The sequence below is a fragment of the Rufibacter ruber genome, assembly GCF_001647275.1.
Taxonomy (GTDB): domain Bacteria; phylum Bacteroidota; class Bacteroidia; order Cytophagales; family Hymenobacteraceae; genus Nibribacter; species Nibribacter ruber_C.
The window spans coordinates 25722-40380 of record NZ_LRMM01000017.1 but is presented as its reverse complement, the minus strand read 5'-3'; the positions used below and the strand labels follow the sequence as shown (position 1 = coordinate 40380).

General features: G+C 53.2%; 14 protein-coding genes. 10 read left to right on the top strand and 4 right to left on the bottom strand.

What is annotated here, in order from left to right; all coding sequences use genetic code 11:
• Positions 1 to 21 precede the first annotated feature (21 nt).
• The gene (locus A8O25_RS08815) at positions 22 to 648 is read right to left on the bottom strand and encodes a DUF418 domain-containing protein (RefSeq protein WP_153042664.1); all 627 of its coding nucleotides are present in this window, start codon (positions 646 to 648) and stop codon (positions 22 to 24) included.
• Between the two features lie 14 nt (positions 649 to 662).
• Between A8O25_RS08815 and A8O25_RS08810 the strand changes: the two genes are divergently transcribed.
• From A8O25_RS08810 to A8O25_RS08785, 6 genes are all read left to right on the top strand, one after another.
• The gene (locus A8O25_RS08810; RefSeq protein WP_082893534.1) at positions 663 to 2333 is read left to right on the top strand and encodes a sulfatase-like hydrolase/transferase; all 1671 of its coding nucleotides are present in this window, start codon (positions 663 to 665) and stop codon (positions 2331 to 2333) included.
• A gap of 184 nt (positions 2334 to 2517) precedes the next feature.
• Complete coding sequence (locus A8O25_RS08805) at positions 2518 to 3081, top strand: 30S ribosomal protein S16 (protein WP_066833712.1); 564 nt, start codon at positions 2518 to 2520, stop codon at positions 3079 to 3081.
• 11 nt (positions 3082 to 3092) lie between these two features.
• On the top strand, positions 3093 to 3686 hold the full coding sequence (gene rimM / locus A8O25_RS08800) for a ribosome maturation factor RimM (protein WP_066833709.1): 594 nt from the start codon (positions 3093 to 3095) through the stop codon (positions 3684 to 3686).
• The gene (gene trmD, locus A8O25_RS08795; RefSeq protein WP_066833706.1) at positions 3673 to 4371 is read left to right on the top strand and encodes a tRNA (guanosine(37)-N1)-methyltransferase TrmD; all 699 of its coding nucleotides are present in this window, start codon (positions 3673 to 3675) and stop codon (positions 4369 to 4371) included. Before rimM ends, trmD begins: the two co-directional genes overlap by 14 nt.
• A gap of 70 nt (positions 4372 to 4441) precedes the next feature.
• Complete coding sequence (rplS, locus tag A8O25_RS08790) at positions 4442 to 4795, top strand: 50S ribosomal protein L19 (protein ID WP_066833703.1); 354 nt, start codon at positions 4442 to 4444, stop codon at positions 4793 to 4795.
• 372 nt (positions 4796 to 5167) lie between these two features.
• Positions 5168 to 5941, top strand: coding sequence for an SDR family oxidoreductase (locus A8O25_RS08785; RefSeq protein WP_066833700.1), 774 nt, complete (start codon positions 5168 to 5170; stop codon positions 5939 to 5941).
• 369 nt (positions 5942 to 6310) lie between these two features.
• Here A8O25_RS08785 and A8O25_RS08775 read toward each other — a convergent pair whose 3' ends face one another.
• Positions 6311 to 7195 (bottom strand): ATP-grasp domain-containing protein, encoded by an 885-nt coding sequence (locus tag A8O25_RS08775; RefSeq protein WP_066833694.1) that lies wholly within the window; start codon positions 7193 to 7195, stop codon positions 6311 to 6313.
• A gap of 30 nt (positions 7196 to 7225) precedes the next feature.
• Here A8O25_RS08775 and A8O25_RS22940 point away from each other — a divergent pair, with 30 nt between their 5' ends.
• On the top strand, positions 7226 to 7573 hold the full coding sequence (locus A8O25_RS22940) for a hypothetical protein (RefSeq protein ID WP_153042663.1): 348 nt from the start codon (positions 7226 to 7228) through the stop codon (positions 7571 to 7573).
• A 239-nt stretch (positions 7574 to 7812) separates the two neighbouring features.
• Here A8O25_RS22940 and A8O25_RS08770 read toward each other — a convergent pair whose 3' ends face one another.
• Complete coding sequence (locus tag A8O25_RS08770; RefSeq protein WP_066833692.1) at positions 7813 to 9597, bottom strand: thiamine pyrophosphate-requiring protein; 1785 nt, start codon at positions 9595 to 9597, stop codon at positions 7813 to 7815.
• Positions 9598 to 10321: 724 nt separating this feature from the next.
• Between A8O25_RS08770 and A8O25_RS08765 the strand changes: the two genes are divergently transcribed.
• The gene (locus A8O25_RS08765) at positions 10322 to 10951 is read left to right on the top strand and encodes an inorganic diphosphatase (RefSeq protein ID WP_066833689.1); all 630 of its coding nucleotides are present in this window, start codon (positions 10322 to 10324) and stop codon (positions 10949 to 10951) included.
• 29 nt (positions 10952 to 10980) lie between these two features.
• On the opposite strand, the gene A8O25_RS08760 is transcribed toward A8O25_RS08765, so the two are convergent.
• Complete coding sequence (locus A8O25_RS08760; RefSeq protein WP_066833686.1) at positions 10981 to 11853, bottom strand: sterol desaturase family protein; 873 nt, start codon at positions 11851 to 11853, stop codon at positions 10981 to 10983.
• A gap of 215 nt (positions 11854 to 12068) precedes the next feature.
• Here A8O25_RS08760 and pgi point away from each other — a divergent pair, with 215 nt between their 5' ends.
• Positions 12069 to 13721 carry a glucose-6-phosphate isomerase gene (pgi, locus tag A8O25_RS08755; RefSeq protein WP_066833816.1) on the top strand — a complete coding sequence of 551 codons (1653 nt, stop codon included), beginning with the start codon at positions 12069 to 12071 and terminating at the stop codon, positions 13719 to 13721.
• A gap of 49 nt (positions 13722 to 13770) precedes the next feature.
• Positions 13771 to 14649, top strand: a complete 879-nt coding sequence (locus A8O25_RS08750) for a PDDEXK family nuclease (protein WP_066833683.1) — start codon at positions 13771 to 13773, stop codon at positions 14647 to 14649.
• Positions 14650 to 14659: the final 10 nt, after the last annotated feature.

Below are 14659 nucleotides of genomic sequence, written 5' to 3'. Positions count from 1 at the left end.
GAGCCAGGCAAAGATCCTTGCCTAGTATAACCAGTCCTCAAGTGCCCAGGAGGTCAGAAAAGTATGGCTAGACCGCTCCCAGACCGCTTGCCAATAGCTGCTGTCCGGCAGAGGGATTGGCTCAGGGGCGGGAGGCGCCAGCCACGTTTCGGCAAAGCCAAGCAAGAAAAGGGAAACCGCCACCCCTACCTGCAGCGTTGTGGGCCACCGCCTAATGAGCAGCAGCAACAGCCCCATGAGCGCGTACTGGAGCAGCACGTCTCCCCTCCAGACCAGCAGCAGGTCCAGCACACCCAGCACCCCTAAAACAGCAGCCCGTTTCAGGAAAGGCCCAACGCCTCTAGCCTGCAGCGCCAGCGCCGCCGAGAGCCCGAACAGCAGCGCAAACAGGGAGTAGAACTTCCCCTTCAGGAACACCATGAAGAACTGGAGGGCAAACTGGTTCAGCGCATCTGGGAACCTCTGGGCGTAGCTTTCAAAGTGACCGTTACTGGTGTTAAAGACGAGCAGGTTGGCGGCCCCCACCCCCACCAGTGCCACCCCTCTGAGCAGATCAACCACCTCTTCCCGCCCGGGCGGGGCAGGTGAAGAACCAGATTCATGGGGAGAGGTGCCGTTTGTCACAGAAGCTTTTATTAATTTGCCCAAGTTCACAAATTTATATGGGATCTTCTCTATTATCAGCTTCCCGCCGGGTGGTCACGTCTCCTTTGGGACTTTTAGCTTTGCTGGGGATGTACGTGGCGGTGGTGGAGATGCGCCCGGGCCGGCTGTACTACATTCTCAACTTCCTGCTCTTTAGGGACAGCCTTGCCCATTTCCTGCTTTTTTTGCTCTGCCTGGGCATCTCTCTGGCGGGAGTACTTTCTTTACTGCTGAACAGGAATAAGCCTCTCTACTGGGCTACCCTGCTGCTGTGGTTCCCCTGTTTAGTGGTCAGCCTCACCTACCGGTTTATCATTGGTTACAACTTCATGCACTCAGACGCGGTGCTGGCGTGGAATAACCGGTCTTTAGCGGGCAGCGCACTAGAAAACTACGCCCCCCTGGTAGCTGCAGCCATCTTGGCGTCTGTTGTAGTACTAGCGTTGCTGCACCTGCTCCGGAAGAAAATAAAATGGCGGGCGGCCCCTGCCATGGCGCTGGCGTTCCCCTTGGCCGCCGTAGCCGTTTACACCCACATCACATGGACGACCGGTGTTGTTGATGATTTCCCAGCCTTGTACCGGGTGCCGCTCAACTTTGGGGCGGCCATTGCGGGGCAGGTTCCTCAGCCGGCGCGGGAGCCAGTGCCGGTTTCCCCTGCAACCGCCGGGGTGCCCCACCTCTTTCTGATCATGGACGAAAGCATTACCGCCACAGAGCTTTCCCTCAACCACCCCCAGAAGAAGACCACCCCCTTTCTGGCGTCTCTACAAGACCACCTCTACAACTACGGAGTTGCCAGTGCTACCGTAAACCAAAGCGCAGGCTCCAACATGGCTCTCATGAGTGGCACCAGGCTTTCTGAGCTACCAGACACCGCCTTCAGAACGTTATCCAGAACCAATATCTTCCAGTTCGCCCAAAAAGCAGGCTACAAAACCTACTACATAGACGCCCAGCTGGGGGCTGATGTGCTCCAGAATTTCATGTCGCCGGAAGACCTCAAATACATAGACTCCCTGCTTCGCCCGGCGGCCCTCCACCCCGCTCTGCCGTACTATGAGCGGGACATGTGGGTGGCAGAGTACCTTGTACGGCTGGCCAAGCAGCCAGAGAGGATATTTGCCTACGTAGTGAAAGCCGGGGCTCACTGGCCGTATGCCCGCACCTATCCCGCAGACTCAGCTTTCTTTCAACCCACGCTCACCCAGCGCAGCCTCTACAAAGACCGCACCCGCACCCTCAACACCTACCACAACGCCCTGCGGTGGACGGTAGATGCGTTCTGGCGGAAGCTTACCACAAATATTTCCGGGCGGGACAGCACCGTGATCGTGTACACCTCTGACCATGGCCAGAACCTCACAGAAGCCGGCATCAGCATTGCCCACGCATCAGTGCAGGACACCTCCCCGCAGGAAGTGGCCGTGCCGCTCTGGGTCTGGGACCCGGCGCAGATTTCCAGCCTACCTCCTCCTCAAAAACAGGGCTACAGCCATTTCCATATCTTCCCTACCCTGCTCCAGCTGCAGGGGTACGCCCCTAGCTGGGTCCAGACCCGGTATGGCTCATCACTGTATGATCGCGTCTCCCCGGCAGCCCCACGTCTTTTTCTGGCCGGCGACTTGTTTGGCCGCGGCCCGCACTCCCTGCAGCGTTTTGTCTGGCCCCTGAAGGCCGGGAAGTGAATCTGGTGTTTTGGGGCTGTTTTTCTGAAAACAGCTCCAAAACAGGTTTTGCTCCCCGCACAGACATTCCCAGAGCTGTCTTTCCCTTCATTCAAATCAATTGATTTGTAGCACATTCAAAATATTTGCCGTACCTTTGCAGCCCAATGCCGGACGGGTTCCGGCGCATTAACAAAAGTTAACTATGGCTGTTAAAATCAGACTGGCCCGCAGAGGCCGCAAAAAAGCTGCAATGTATGATATCGTTGTAGCAGATTCTCGTTCACCACGTGATGGTCGTTTCATTGAGAAACTGGGTACGTACAACCCCTTAACCAACCCCGCCTCTATCAACTTCAACGAAGACAAAGCGTTGGATTGGGTATTGAAAGGCGCGCAGCCAACTGACACCGTGAAAGCCATGCTTTCTTACACGGGTGTTATGTTCAGAAAACACTTGCAGATTGGTGTATTGAAGGGTGCCATCACCCAAGAGCAAGCTGACACCCGCTACCAGGAGTGGAAAGCTGCCAAAGACGCCAAAATCACTGGCAAGAAAGAGCAGTTAGGTTCAGACAAGGCAGCTAAGAGGCAAGCGGCGTTAGAGGCTGAGGCCAAAGTAAACGCAGCCCGTGCAGAAGCTATCCGTTTGAAAAACACTCCAGAGCCTGTTGCTGCTGAAGAAGAAGCCCCTGCTGCTGAAGGCGAAGCCACAGAAGGCGCCGCTGACGCTCCGGCTGCAGACGCCACTGAAGAAGCTCAAGCTTAATTTTACCGGCCATGACGTTAGACGCATGCTTCCAACTGGGGTATATTGTGAAGACGCATGGCACCAAGGGCCAGGTAGTCGCGTTTTTTGACGTGGACTTCCCCGAGGAGTATGACGAATTGGAATCAGTTTTCCTGTTGATAAACGGGAAGCTGGTTCCTTTTTTCATTGATGACCTCAACCCGCAGGACAAAGGCCGCAGCATCATTAAGTTTGAAGACATCAACACCCCGGCAGACGCTGACAAGCTCAAAGGCGCGGCCCTTTACCTCCCCTTAAACCAACTCCCTGAACTGGAGGAAGACCAATTTTACTTCCATGAGGTGATTGGCTATACCGTGGTAGATGAGCAGCTGGGCGAACTGGGAACCGTGCAGACCTTCTTTGACCTGCCCAACCAGGACCTGCTGGCCATGGACTACCAGGGCCATGAAGTATTGATTCCGGTGCAGGACGAGATCATTCTACGCACTGACCGCGAAAACAAAAAGCTGTTTGTGCACCTGCCCGAAGGCCTGCTGGAAGTCTATACCACTCCTTCTAACCGGAACGAGGAAGAGCCGCCGCTAGCCGGCGAGGAAGACGAAGACGATGACGCGGTTTGATATCATTACCTGCCAGCCCCACCTGCTGGACGGCCCCTTTAGCCATTCTATCTTAAAGCGCGCCCAGGACAAAGGCCTGGTGGAGGTGCATTTGCATGACCTCAGGCAGTACGCCATCAACAAACACGGCCAGATAGATGACTATGCCTTCGGCGGCGGCGCCGGCATGGTGCTCATGATAGAGCCCATTGCCAAGTGCATACGCCAACTGCAGGCCCAGCGCACCTATGACGCGGTGATTTACATGACCCCAGACGGGAAAACCCTGAACCAGCCCATGGCCAACCGCCTGTCTCTGCTGCAGAACATCATCATTCTGTGCGGGCACTACAAAGGCGTGGACCAGCGCGTGCGGGACCTGTTTGTGACCCATGAGATCAGCATTGGCGACTACGTGCTATCGGGCGGTGAACTGGCGGCGGCGGTATTGGCAGACTCCATCATCAGGATCATCCCGGGGGTGCTGAATGACGAGAGCAGTGCTCTGTCAGATTCATTTCAGGACAACCTGTTGGCCCCCCCGGTGTACTCCAGGCCTGCTGACTTTGAAGGACATACCGTTCCAGACATTCTAATCTCAGGCAATACGCCCAAAGTAGAGGAGTGGCGGTTTGAGCAGGCGGTGCAGCGCACCAAGCTTCTGAGGCCAGATTTGCTGGCCGATGATAAAAATATTACTTCTTGATTTACAATTACAAAAATTACGTCTATATTTGCACTCCATTTTGCAGATCAATAGACACTATACTATAGTCATGAGCGAATTAATTAAACTAGTTGAGCAGGAATACGCTGAGAAGCGCGCGTCTATCCCTGCTTTTGCTGCTGGCGATACCGTGAACATTCACGTGAAAATCCGTGAGGGGAACAAAGAGCGTATCCAGCAGTTCCAAGGCGTGGTATTACAACGCAGAAACTCAGGTGCCAGCGAGACTTTCACCGTGAGAAAAGTGTCTAACCAGATCGGTACTGAGCGTATTTTCCCCATCCTTTCTCCAAACATTGAGAAGATTGAGGTGATTCGCCGTGGTAAAGTGAGAAGAGCCCGTCTGTTCTACCTGAGAGGTCTTTCTGGTAAAGCAGCCCGTATCAAAGAAAAAAGAAGCTAAGCTTTTCCGTTTTAGTTTTTCCATAGTTTTAGTTTTGAAAGAAGCCGGTCTCACCACCGGCTTTTTTTTATTTATAGCTAAGAAGAAGGGCAAAAATACTTTACACCATTTTGTCATCCTGGAAGGATCTCGGTGACGAACGGCAGTAGCAGTTAATAATTGCCATTCTAGTTCGCCCACAAGATCCTTTCAGGATGACAGCATAGATAGCTTTTATCGCCCAGCTACTTAATTGCTTTTTATCGTTTTCGCCTGTTTTTGAGAAAACAGGCCGAAAACGGGAATCTGCCCCGTTACGTTTGCGAAGCACCTTTCCCTTCTGTCAATTTCTGCGTAGACTTACCTATTCAAGACAATTTTTGAAGTAAGTAAATGCAGAATAACCGTTGGAACTTAGAAGGGCGCAGAGCCCTGGTTACCGGAGGCACCAAAGGGATTGGGGCCGCCATTGCCGAAGAATTGTTGGTGCTGGGCGCCGAAGTGCTGATTGTGGCCCGTAAGGAACTGGAGGTAAACCAGGCCGTTACCGACTGGCGTTCCCGCGGTCTCAACGCCTCGGGCATGGTGGCAGACGTGAGCCAACCCGCTGACCGGCACAACCTGATCCAATTGGTTGAAAATACGTGGGGCGCCCTGGATATTCTGGTGAACAACGTGGGCACCAACATCCGCAAGAAAATAGGCGAATACACCCCTGAGGAATACAACTACCTGCTGCAGACCAACCTCACCTCAGCCTTTGAGCTTTGCCGGCTCACGCACCCGCTGCTGAAGAACTCGCCACAAGGCAACGTGGTGAACGTGTCTTCGGTGGCAGGCTTAGGGCACGTGCGCACCGGCGCTATCTACGGCATGACCAAAGCGGCCTTGGTGCAGCTCTCCAAAAACCTGGCCGGCGAATGGGCCCCAGATGGCATACGGGTGAACTGCGTGGCGCCCTGGTACATCAGAACGCCGCTGGCGGAGCAGGTGCTGCAGAACCAGGAGTATCTGGAGAGTGTGTTGAGCCGCACCCCCACCCGCACCATCGGCAACCCCGAAGACGTGGCTGGCGCCGTGGCCTTTCTCTGCATGCCCGCCGCCGCCTACATCACCGGTCAATGCCTTGCCGTAGATGGCGGCATGAGCGTGAATCTCTTTGGGTAACGGATAAGAATTGAAATTTGATAGTTGAGTATTGGTGGATTGCTGGGAACCTTCCTAATAAATTCTCTCCCTTTTGTCATCTTGGAAAGATCTTGTGGGCGAACCCGGGTAGCGTGCACTAACTGCAGTTACCGCTCGCTACCAAGATCCTTTCAGGATGACAAAAGAGAAAGAGTTAGACTTTGAAAAGACTGAGAGAGCGTACAAAAAAGCAACATTGCAAACACTACTACTGTTTGCAACCAAGATCCTTATAGAAGGACAAAGAGCGAGGGCTTCTCTGAGGAAAATCTTTGGCCATCACTTCTTATCCTGTTTCAGGGCTGATTTTCATAAAACAGACCTAAAACAGGAATTTGTTTGCTTCCCCTAATTTCCTAAGTCCGGTACTAACTCCTTCAACGCCTGATAATACTTCTCTAGCGCTTCTGCGTGCGTGTGCAGGAACAGGAACGGCTCTATCAACTCCAACTCCATCAATTGCAATTTACCGTTCACATCCACCCCATCTACGCGGGCATAGAGGCAGCCTTGGGCGAATTGGTCTATGAACTTCTGCGCCTGCGGCAACAGATGGGCCGGAGCCGGTTGCGGATGGATAGTCCCGCCAAAGAAATGCTGCACCCTGAAATCCCCAGACTTAGCGGATTTGAGCAGGCAATGGCTGAGCGTTCCGTTGAAGAACAGAAAAGACCACTCCCCTTCCGCCTGAATCTGCGGCATGAACGGCTGCACCAGAAAATCCTCCTGCTGTAGCAGCTCCTGCAGCTTTGGCAACACGGCCTGCACCTCGTCTCTAGAGACAGTAAACGTGTTTTTCGCGCCGCCGCTCACGCTGGGCTTGATGATCAATTTAGAAGAATCAAACTGGCGGAAGAAACCATCCAGCTGAGCTTGCTCCCCTTTCTTCAACAAAGCCGTGGGCACAATGGGCAAACCGGTCTTCTCCACCTCCAGCAGGTAGTGCTTGTCTGCATTCCAGCGTACCGTTGAAATGGGGTTCAGCGTACGCAGCCCCACCGTTTCCATCTGGTCCAGCCACGCCTGGAACGCGGCAAACTTGTCAAAGTAGTCCCACGGTGATTTGAAGATGGCCAGGTCATACTGCTGCCAGTTTACCGCGGGGTTGTCCCACACTTCTGGGGTAATGTCAATGCCTTTAGACGAAAGATACGCCAGCAGCACGCTGTCTTCGCTCCCGCTCAGGGAACCGTAGCTCTGGATTTCAGAATAAGTAACTAGTGCAAGTTTCAAGGTATAGCCTGGTAAGGTTGAACTGCCCCTGTGGCGATCAGTTCAAGCGGTGATGTTCTTCCTGTTTTGGAGCTGTTTTCCCAAAAACAGCCCGGAAACGCAAAAGTACTACACCTGCCTGGGAAAAAGAATTGCACGGGCGGCAAGCAAGGATCTTTGAAAGAAACTGCTTTTGTGTCTACACCCACTTTTAAAGTTGTAGAAAATCTAATCACAGTCCTGAAACACTCCCCACATGCTTGTTCAGGACTTGAAACCTCGAACGCAGCAAACTGCAAATTTGCCATCTGCCGTTTACTGATCCTGATGCAAGAAGGGAATTACAAATACCCGTGGAACCTGCTTCCGGATTGCACATCTGGAAGAGCGGAGAGATAACCTTGCTGCTTTCCGTCAGGTTGGGCAAGCATATACGTTCGCCGTCAAATCTAGCATGTAGAGCAACAGAACTAACTGGCACCCTCTTCTTTTCATCCTGAAAGAACCTTGCGGGCGTACTGGAATAGGCTTTTAACAACGGCTATCACTGATCGCCCACAAGAGCTTTCCAGGATGAAAAGACAGAGTTTCTGTTTTGGGCCTGTTTTCCTGAAAACAGGCCAAAAACAGAAACTCTGCTACTCCTCACCTGCCTCTGCTACGGCACCTTCCAGGGGTTCCTCCAGATGCTGACCGGCGGCTTTGTCACCTTTCTGAATGGCCGCGGCAATGTTGTCAGCAGACTGGGCGGCTACCTGGGTGGTGAACGGCACAATCTCAGGGTCAGCCAGCACCTCTACCACCACGGGCCGGTCTGCAGCGAGGGCCTGCTGCAGGGCGTCGTCTATCTGGTCAGGGGTTTCAATCCGGATACCTTTCAGGCCCAAGGATTCGGCGTACGCCGAAAAATTGAATTCTGGCAGCACTTGGGAGGCGTCAAATTTGGGGTTGCCCTCGTTCATGCGCTGCTCCCAGGTCACGAAGTTCAGGTCACGGTTGTTAAGCACCAGCACCAGCAGGCGCGGATCTGCCCACTGCTGCCAGTATTTCTGGATGGTGAGCAGTTCAGCGTTGCTGCTCATCTGCATGGCACCGTCGCCCACAAAGGCCACGGCCAACCGGTCTGGATAGGCAAACTTAGCCGCGAGTGCATACGGCACGGCGCAGCCCATGGTGGCCAACGTACCAGACACCGAGAACTTCATACCCTCCCTGATCCTGATGTACTGCGACATCCAGCTGGAAGAGGAGCCAGAATCGGCGGCCATGATGCAGTTGTCAGGCAACAAGGGCGACAGCTTCTGAAAAACCAGTTTGGGATTGACAGGCTGGCCAGGGTGCTGGGCCTGCTCTTCGGTCTGCTGCCACCAATCTTTAATGTCTTGCTCTATCTTTTGGCGCCAGCTGCGGTCTTCTTTGCGTTTGAGCAGCGGAAGCAGGGCTTTTAGTGTTTCGGCGCTGTCGCCTATGAGCGGCACCTCCATGGGGTAACGCAAACTCACCATGCGTCCGTCCAAATCAATCTGCACGCCGCGCGCCTGTCCTTCTTTGGGTAGAAATTCTGAATACGGGAAGCGGGAGCCCACCATGAGCAGCGTGTCGCACTCCTGCATCATCTGGTGGCTGGCGGTGGTGCCAAAGAACCCAATCCCGCCCGTCACAAACGGCAGTTCGTCTGGCAGCACCGCTTTGCCCAGATAGGCTTTGGCCACCCCGGCTCCCAACACCTCGGCTACTTGCATCACTTCCGCCGCGGCGTCTTTGGCACCAATCCCTATCAGAATGGCTACTTTCTGGCCGGCGTTCAAAACATTGGCGGCGCGTTGCAAGTCTTCGGGGCGGGGCAGCACGCGGGGCTCCAGATAGCCCGTGCCGGTGTGGATGGTGCCGTGGGTGTGCTCTGGGTCCTGGTATTCTTCGTCCTGCACGTCACTGGGCAGAATCACGCAGGTAACGGTGCGCTGGTATTTGGCAATCCTAAACGCCCGGTCCAGCACGTGCCGCACCTGGCTAGGGTCTGTGACCATGTGCACGTACTCACTGGCCACATCTTTGAACAGAGTCATCAAGTCTACCTCCTGCTGGGCATGGCCGCCCAAGGCTTTCTGTCCCTTCTGCCCTACCAGCGCCACCACCGGCTGGTGGTCCAGCTTGGCGTCATACAACCCGTTGAGCAGGTGAATGGCCCCCGGCCCCGAGGTAGCCAGACACACGCCCACCTCTCCCGTGTATTTGGCGTGGGCACAGGCCATGAGCGAGGCCACCTCCTCATGCCGCACCTGCACAAACTCCAGCTTTCCTTCGGCGCGGTCAAGCGCCCCCATAATGCCGTTGATGCCGTCACCGGGATACCCGAAGAGGCGTGTTACGCCCCATTCGCCCAGCCGCTGTATAAGAAAATCGCCTACTTTCTGCTTTTCCATAGTACCTGTTTTTGAGAGTTAGCCCTGCGCATGAACACGCAAAGCCCATTAGAGGTACGACCTTGCCCCCAGATGGTTAAGAAGTGGCCGCCATAAAGCAGAAACACTAATCAGCGGTTCAATCACTTTGTTTTCAAAAGAAGAAGAGCGGTTAATAGTACAAACCCGGGTTCCCAGTCAGGAATCAAGCGCCGCAGGGAATTTGTAATCCTGTTCTGCCCCTAAGCGCTGGTTTCCATCATTATTTTGCGGGCGAAAACGGGGAGCAAAAGGTTTTTCTATAGCGTTTTTTGAGCAGCGCCATGGTGCGAGGCAACCCAGAGGTCAGGTTCTTTTGAAGGCCGGTTGCAGCGCAAAGGCCCCGTGTAAACAACCTCTAAGATTTTCTGTAGGCCAAATTTCAAATCTGCAGAGGAATTAAGGTGTGACGCCCCCCCGAACAGCAGAGAAGAACTAAAGAAACCGGGCCGGAAAAGATGCGGCTCCCCGTGTTTGCGTTTTGGAGCCGTTTTTCAGAAAACAGCTCCAAAACGCCATGGGCCGGAATATAAACCACAGCTACCTGTTTTCTAAACCGGAAATGTAAAAGCATACCGGGAGAGGCTGGCAGCCAATTGCAGCCGTGGTTCATCATTTGCGTTTTAGGCCTGTTTTTCAGAAAATAGCCCTAAAACGCAATAGAAATCTTTTCAGGCGTTACTTCTACAGAAGCTTTCCCAACAAAATGAAGAATCTTACCACGGCTACTTTTTACGCTTGCACGACTCCGTTTCGGGTATTGTTACCCGTGCTCCTGTGCCTCACTGCCTTTGGCTGCAAGAAGAACCTGCGGGAGCTGCCGGCGTTGACCCAGACCAAGCATTGGCAGGCGGTCATTGAGACCCCGGCCGGCTCTTCGCACCCGCTGGTGTATGCCGCCGAGCAGAAGGAGTTTGTGCCCCAGACCGAGGCTGGCCAGCCCCGCCAGCTGGAGTTCCTGCCGTACCCCGCCAACCACGGGTTTATCCCGTCTACGCTGGTTGATTCGGCCCAGGGCCGACCGGCTGCGCCGCTTCCCGTTCTGGTGATCAGTGAGAAACTGGAGCCGGGAACGGTACTGGAGATACTGCCGGTGGGCGTCATGATTCTGGACCGGGACGGCGAACTGCACCATTTGATTATTGCCGTTCCCGCCCGCCCCAGTGAGCAGACCATTTCGCCCAACAGCTACAGTGACTTCTCTGCCCGCTACCCCGCCGTGAAAAGTATTCTGCAGCAGTGGTACCTGAATGAAAATCCCCGTAGACCCACCCGCCTCTCGGGCTGGAAAGACGAGCAGTTTGCCGAGCGGCTAATCCAGCAGTGGGTGCGGTAATCTTCTATTTTTGCTTCCGGTATTCTCCCTTATTCAGCCAAATCATCAAGAGGCAACGGCAGCGGCTCCCTTTCCGGCACTGACCCATCTGGCAATCGCCACGGGCGAAGGGAGGTGAAGGGAAGCTGCTGCAGTTGACCATACGTGAGTTCCTGCGGGTCACGGAAGGCCGGCACGCCAACGGTGATCTCCTGCTGGGGCACGTTCAGCCGCACGGTCTGGTGCAGCCGATCCCAGAAGGAAAAAACTACTGAAAAATTGCTGTCAGTTTCCTGGTGCACAATGGAGTGGTGTATTCCGTGCATGCGCGGCGTGACCACCAGCCAATTCAAAGCCTTCTCCAGCCGGTACGGCAGCCGCCAGTTGCTGTGGTGAAATGCAGTAGCCGCCTCATAAAGCAACTCATAGGCGAGCACCTGTTGGGGAGTGGGCCCCACCACCCGCGCCACCGCGCCCCGGTAAAACGCACTGACCAGCACTTCGCCCAGATGGAACCGCCACGCCGTGGTCACGTCCAGATCCAGATCTGTGTGGTGCACGTGGTGGAAGCGCCAGAGCAGCGTGAACCGGTGGTTCAGCACGTGCCACAGGTAATTGCCGTAGTCCAGCAGCAGGAACGCCAGCGCCCCCTGCGCGGCGGCGGGCAAGGGCAGCATAGGCAGGAGCCCGCTTTGCTTCTGGCTTGCCCGCTGCGCCGAAAGCACCAGCGCCGGCACCAACACCAGCCGCAACCCTACAGACGCGGTAGCCGCCACCGCCGCATTGGTTTTCCGGCGGTCCCAGCCGGGCTGTGTGCGGGGCCGGAGGGGCTTTCTGGTTTCCAGGTAGAGCAATGCCAGCGCCACGCCCCCCACTACCGGAGCCGCTTTGTCAAAGAGAGCCAGCCATTTGTTTTTCGTCATATCCTTCCTTACGCAAGGTTCTTCTTTTGGTAAAACGAGGGCAGACATTCATGGTATTTGGGGTGCTGACTAACCTTGCGTTTTTGGCCTGTTTTCCTGAAAACAGCCCCAAAACAGGAAACCTGGCGGCGGCGCTCCTTAAAAGAGTTTTCCTAAACCCCCGTCTTTTCCTAACTTCGCTCCCCTACATCATTCAGAAAAGACGCATTTATTTCATGTTTCCAGCCGTAAACCCTACCACTACCCAAGCCTGGGAGAAGCTTTCGCAGCATTTCAGCCAACTACAGTCAGCCCACCTGATAGACCTGTTCGCGCAGGACCCGGAGCGTTTCCAGAAATTCAGCCTCACCTTTGAGGATATTCTGCTGGACTACTCCAAAAACCGGATCACCGAGGAAACCCGCTCGCTGCTGGTAGAACTGGCGCAGGAATGCGGTTTGCAAGATGCCATTGCCGCCATGTTCTCTGGCGAGAAAATCAACTTCACTGAAGACCGCTCGGTACTGCACGTGGCGTTGCGCAACCAGTCTAATACCCCGGTGCTGGTAGACGGCCAGGATGTGATGCCCGAAGTGAACCGCGTGCTGGCGCAGGTAGAGAAATTTTCTAACGCCATCATCAACGGTGACTGGAAAGGCTATACCGGCAAACCCATTTCCACCATTGTGAACATTGGTATTGGCGGCTCAGATTTGGGTCCGGTGATGGTAACCGAGGCCTTGGGAGCCTATAAAAAACCGAACATCACCACCTACTTTGTCTCCAACGTAGACGGCACCCACATTGCCGAGACGCTCAAGAAGATTGACGCCGAGACCACGCTGTTCATGATTGCCTCCAAGACGTTCACCACGCAGGAGACCATGACCAACGCCCACAGCGCCCGCAGCTGGTTCCTGGAGCAGGTGAAAGACGAGGAGCACATTAAAAAGCACTTCGTGGCGCTGTCTACCAACGCAAAGGCGGTGGCCGAATTTGGCATTGATACCCAGAATATGTTTGAGTTCTGGGACTGGGTGGGCGGCCGTTATTCGCTGTGGTCGGCCATTGGGTTGTCTATTGCCTGCACCGTGGGCTATGAGAACTTCAAGGAGCTTCTGGCCGGGGCCCACGCCATGGACAACCATTTCAAGACGGCTCCTTTTGAGCAGAACGCCCCGGTACTTCTGGCCTTGCTGGGCATCTGGTACAACAATTTCTTTGAGGCCGAATCTCACGTCCTGCTGCCGTATGACCAGTACATGCACCGTTTTGCCGCGTACTTCCAGCAAGGCGACATGGAGAGCAACGGCAAGTACGTAGACCGCAACGGCCAACCCGTGAACTACCAGACCGGCCCTATTATCTGGGGCGAACCCGGCACCAACGGGCAGCACGCGTTCTACCAACTCATTCACCAGGGCACTAAATTGATACCATGTGATTTCCTGGCCCCGGCCCTCAGCCACAACCCGCTGGGCGACCACCACCCTAAGCTCATGGCCAACTTCTTCGCGCAGACCGAGGCGCTCATGAACGGAAAGAATGAGGAGCAGGTGATTGAAGAAATGCACCAGCTGGGCTGCTCAGAGGAAGACATTAATACCCTCAAGGTCTACAAAATCTTTGAAGGCAACCGCCCTACCAATTCTATTTTGTTCAAGCAACTGGACCCTAAAACTTTGGGTGCCCTGATTGCGATGTACGAGCACAAGATCTTCGTACAGGGCGTGATCTGGAACGTTTACAGCTTTGACCAGTGGGGCGTGGAACTGGGCAAACAGCTGGCCAAGAAAATTCTACCGGAGTTGACCAGTGCGGAGGAAGTGACCAGCCATGACAGCTCTACCAATGGGTTAATTAACCAGTTTAAGGCGTTCAGGAAGTAGAAAAAAATTATCCCTCTGTCCTGTACAGAAACATACATCTTATAATTACATGGAAGTATTTAAGCAGATAACGGCAAATAATATAACTCTCAAAGAATATCCTTTTTGGAAAGAATTAGCAATGGAAGCTTATTTAATTGAGAATGAGGAAATATTAAAACTTGATAAACAAAATTTCAATGATGTTACAATTCTAGATGCAGAAATAGCTTTAAGGCAAGGAAGAAAAGCAGGCGATGGTAGAATTGATATACTTGCTAAGTACTCTGGTGAATATCTTGGGATAGTTGAAATTAAGTTGAACGAAATTAATGATTTAAGCCTTAGGCAACTAGAAGACTATTTAATTCAAAAAGATCAAATCCTTACAATAGACCAAAATTATTGGACAGAATCTATAAAACCAAAATGGGTTGGAGTACTTGTTGGAAGTGACATCTCAAATGACCTTCGAGAAAAGCTAAGTCAAGGGTATGAATACAATGGCATACCTATTGCTGGAATGACAATAAAACGATTTAGAAGTCTTACTAATGAAATATACGTTATCTCTGACACGTATTTTCGATTTAAATATTTAAGTAAAGACTATTCTAAGTTTATTTTTAAAGGACAAGAATACAATAAAGGACGTTTGGTAAATGCTGTTCTGAAGAGTTATGTTGAGCAAAATCCTACAATAACATTTGCTGAACTTAAGACAAAATTTCCAGACAAAGTCCAAGGTAGTTTTGGCGTATTCAGCACGAAAGATAACGCTGAGGAAATTTTCCAGCGTTGGGGACACAAGAGGCATTATATAAAACCTGAAGAGGAGATAAAGCTTTCAGATGAAACAATTGCAACATGCACTCAATGGAATCCTGACAACATAAAGCAATTTCTCCATCAATCAAATATACTTGGACTAAAAATCGAAATAAAGTAGTGGAGAACAA

Bases quoted from the DNA above. Each gene is read 5' to 3' on its own strand.
- A8O25_RS08810 (WP_082893534.1), top strand. From the start codon at position 663: ATGGGATCTTCTCTATTATCAGCTTCCCGCCGGGTGGTCACGTCTCCT.
- A8O25_RS08805 (WP_066833712.1), top strand. From the start codon at position 2,518: ATGGCTGTTAAAATCAGACTGGCCCGCAGAGGCCGCAAAAAAGCTGCA.
- rimM (WP_066833709.1), top strand. From the start codon at position 3,093: ATGACGTTAGACGCATGCTTCCAACTGGGGTATATTGTGAAGACGCAT.
- trmD (WP_066833706.1), top strand. From the start codon at position 3,673: ATGACGCGGTTTGATATCATTACCTGCCAGCCCCACCTGCTGGACGGC.
- rplS (WP_066833703.1), top strand. From the start codon at position 4,442: ATGAGCGAATTAATTAAACTAGTTGAGCAGGAATACGCTGAGAAGCGC.
- A8O25_RS08785 (WP_066833700.1), top strand. From the start codon at position 5,168: ATGCAGAATAACCGTTGGAACTTAGAAGGGCGCAGAGCCCTGGTTACC.
- A8O25_RS08770 (WP_066833692.1), bottom strand. From the start codon at position 9,597: ATGGAAAAGCAGAAAGTAGGCGATTTTCTTATACAGCGGCTGGGCGAA.
- A8O25_RS08765 (WP_066833689.1), top strand. From the start codon at position 10,322: ATGAAGAATCTTACCACGGCTACTTTTTACGCTTGCACGACTCCGTTT.
- A8O25_RS08760 (WP_066833686.1), bottom strand. From the start codon at position 11,853: ATGACGAAAAACAAATGGCTGGCTCTCTTTGACAAAGCGGCTCCGGTA.
- pgi (WP_066833816.1), top strand. From the start codon at position 12,069: ATGTTTCCAGCCGTAAACCCTACCACTACCCAAGCCTGGGAGAAGCTT.
- A8O25_RS08750 (WP_066833683.1), top strand. From the start codon at position 13,771: ATGGAAGTATTTAAGCAGATAACGGCAAATAATATAACTCTCAAAGAA.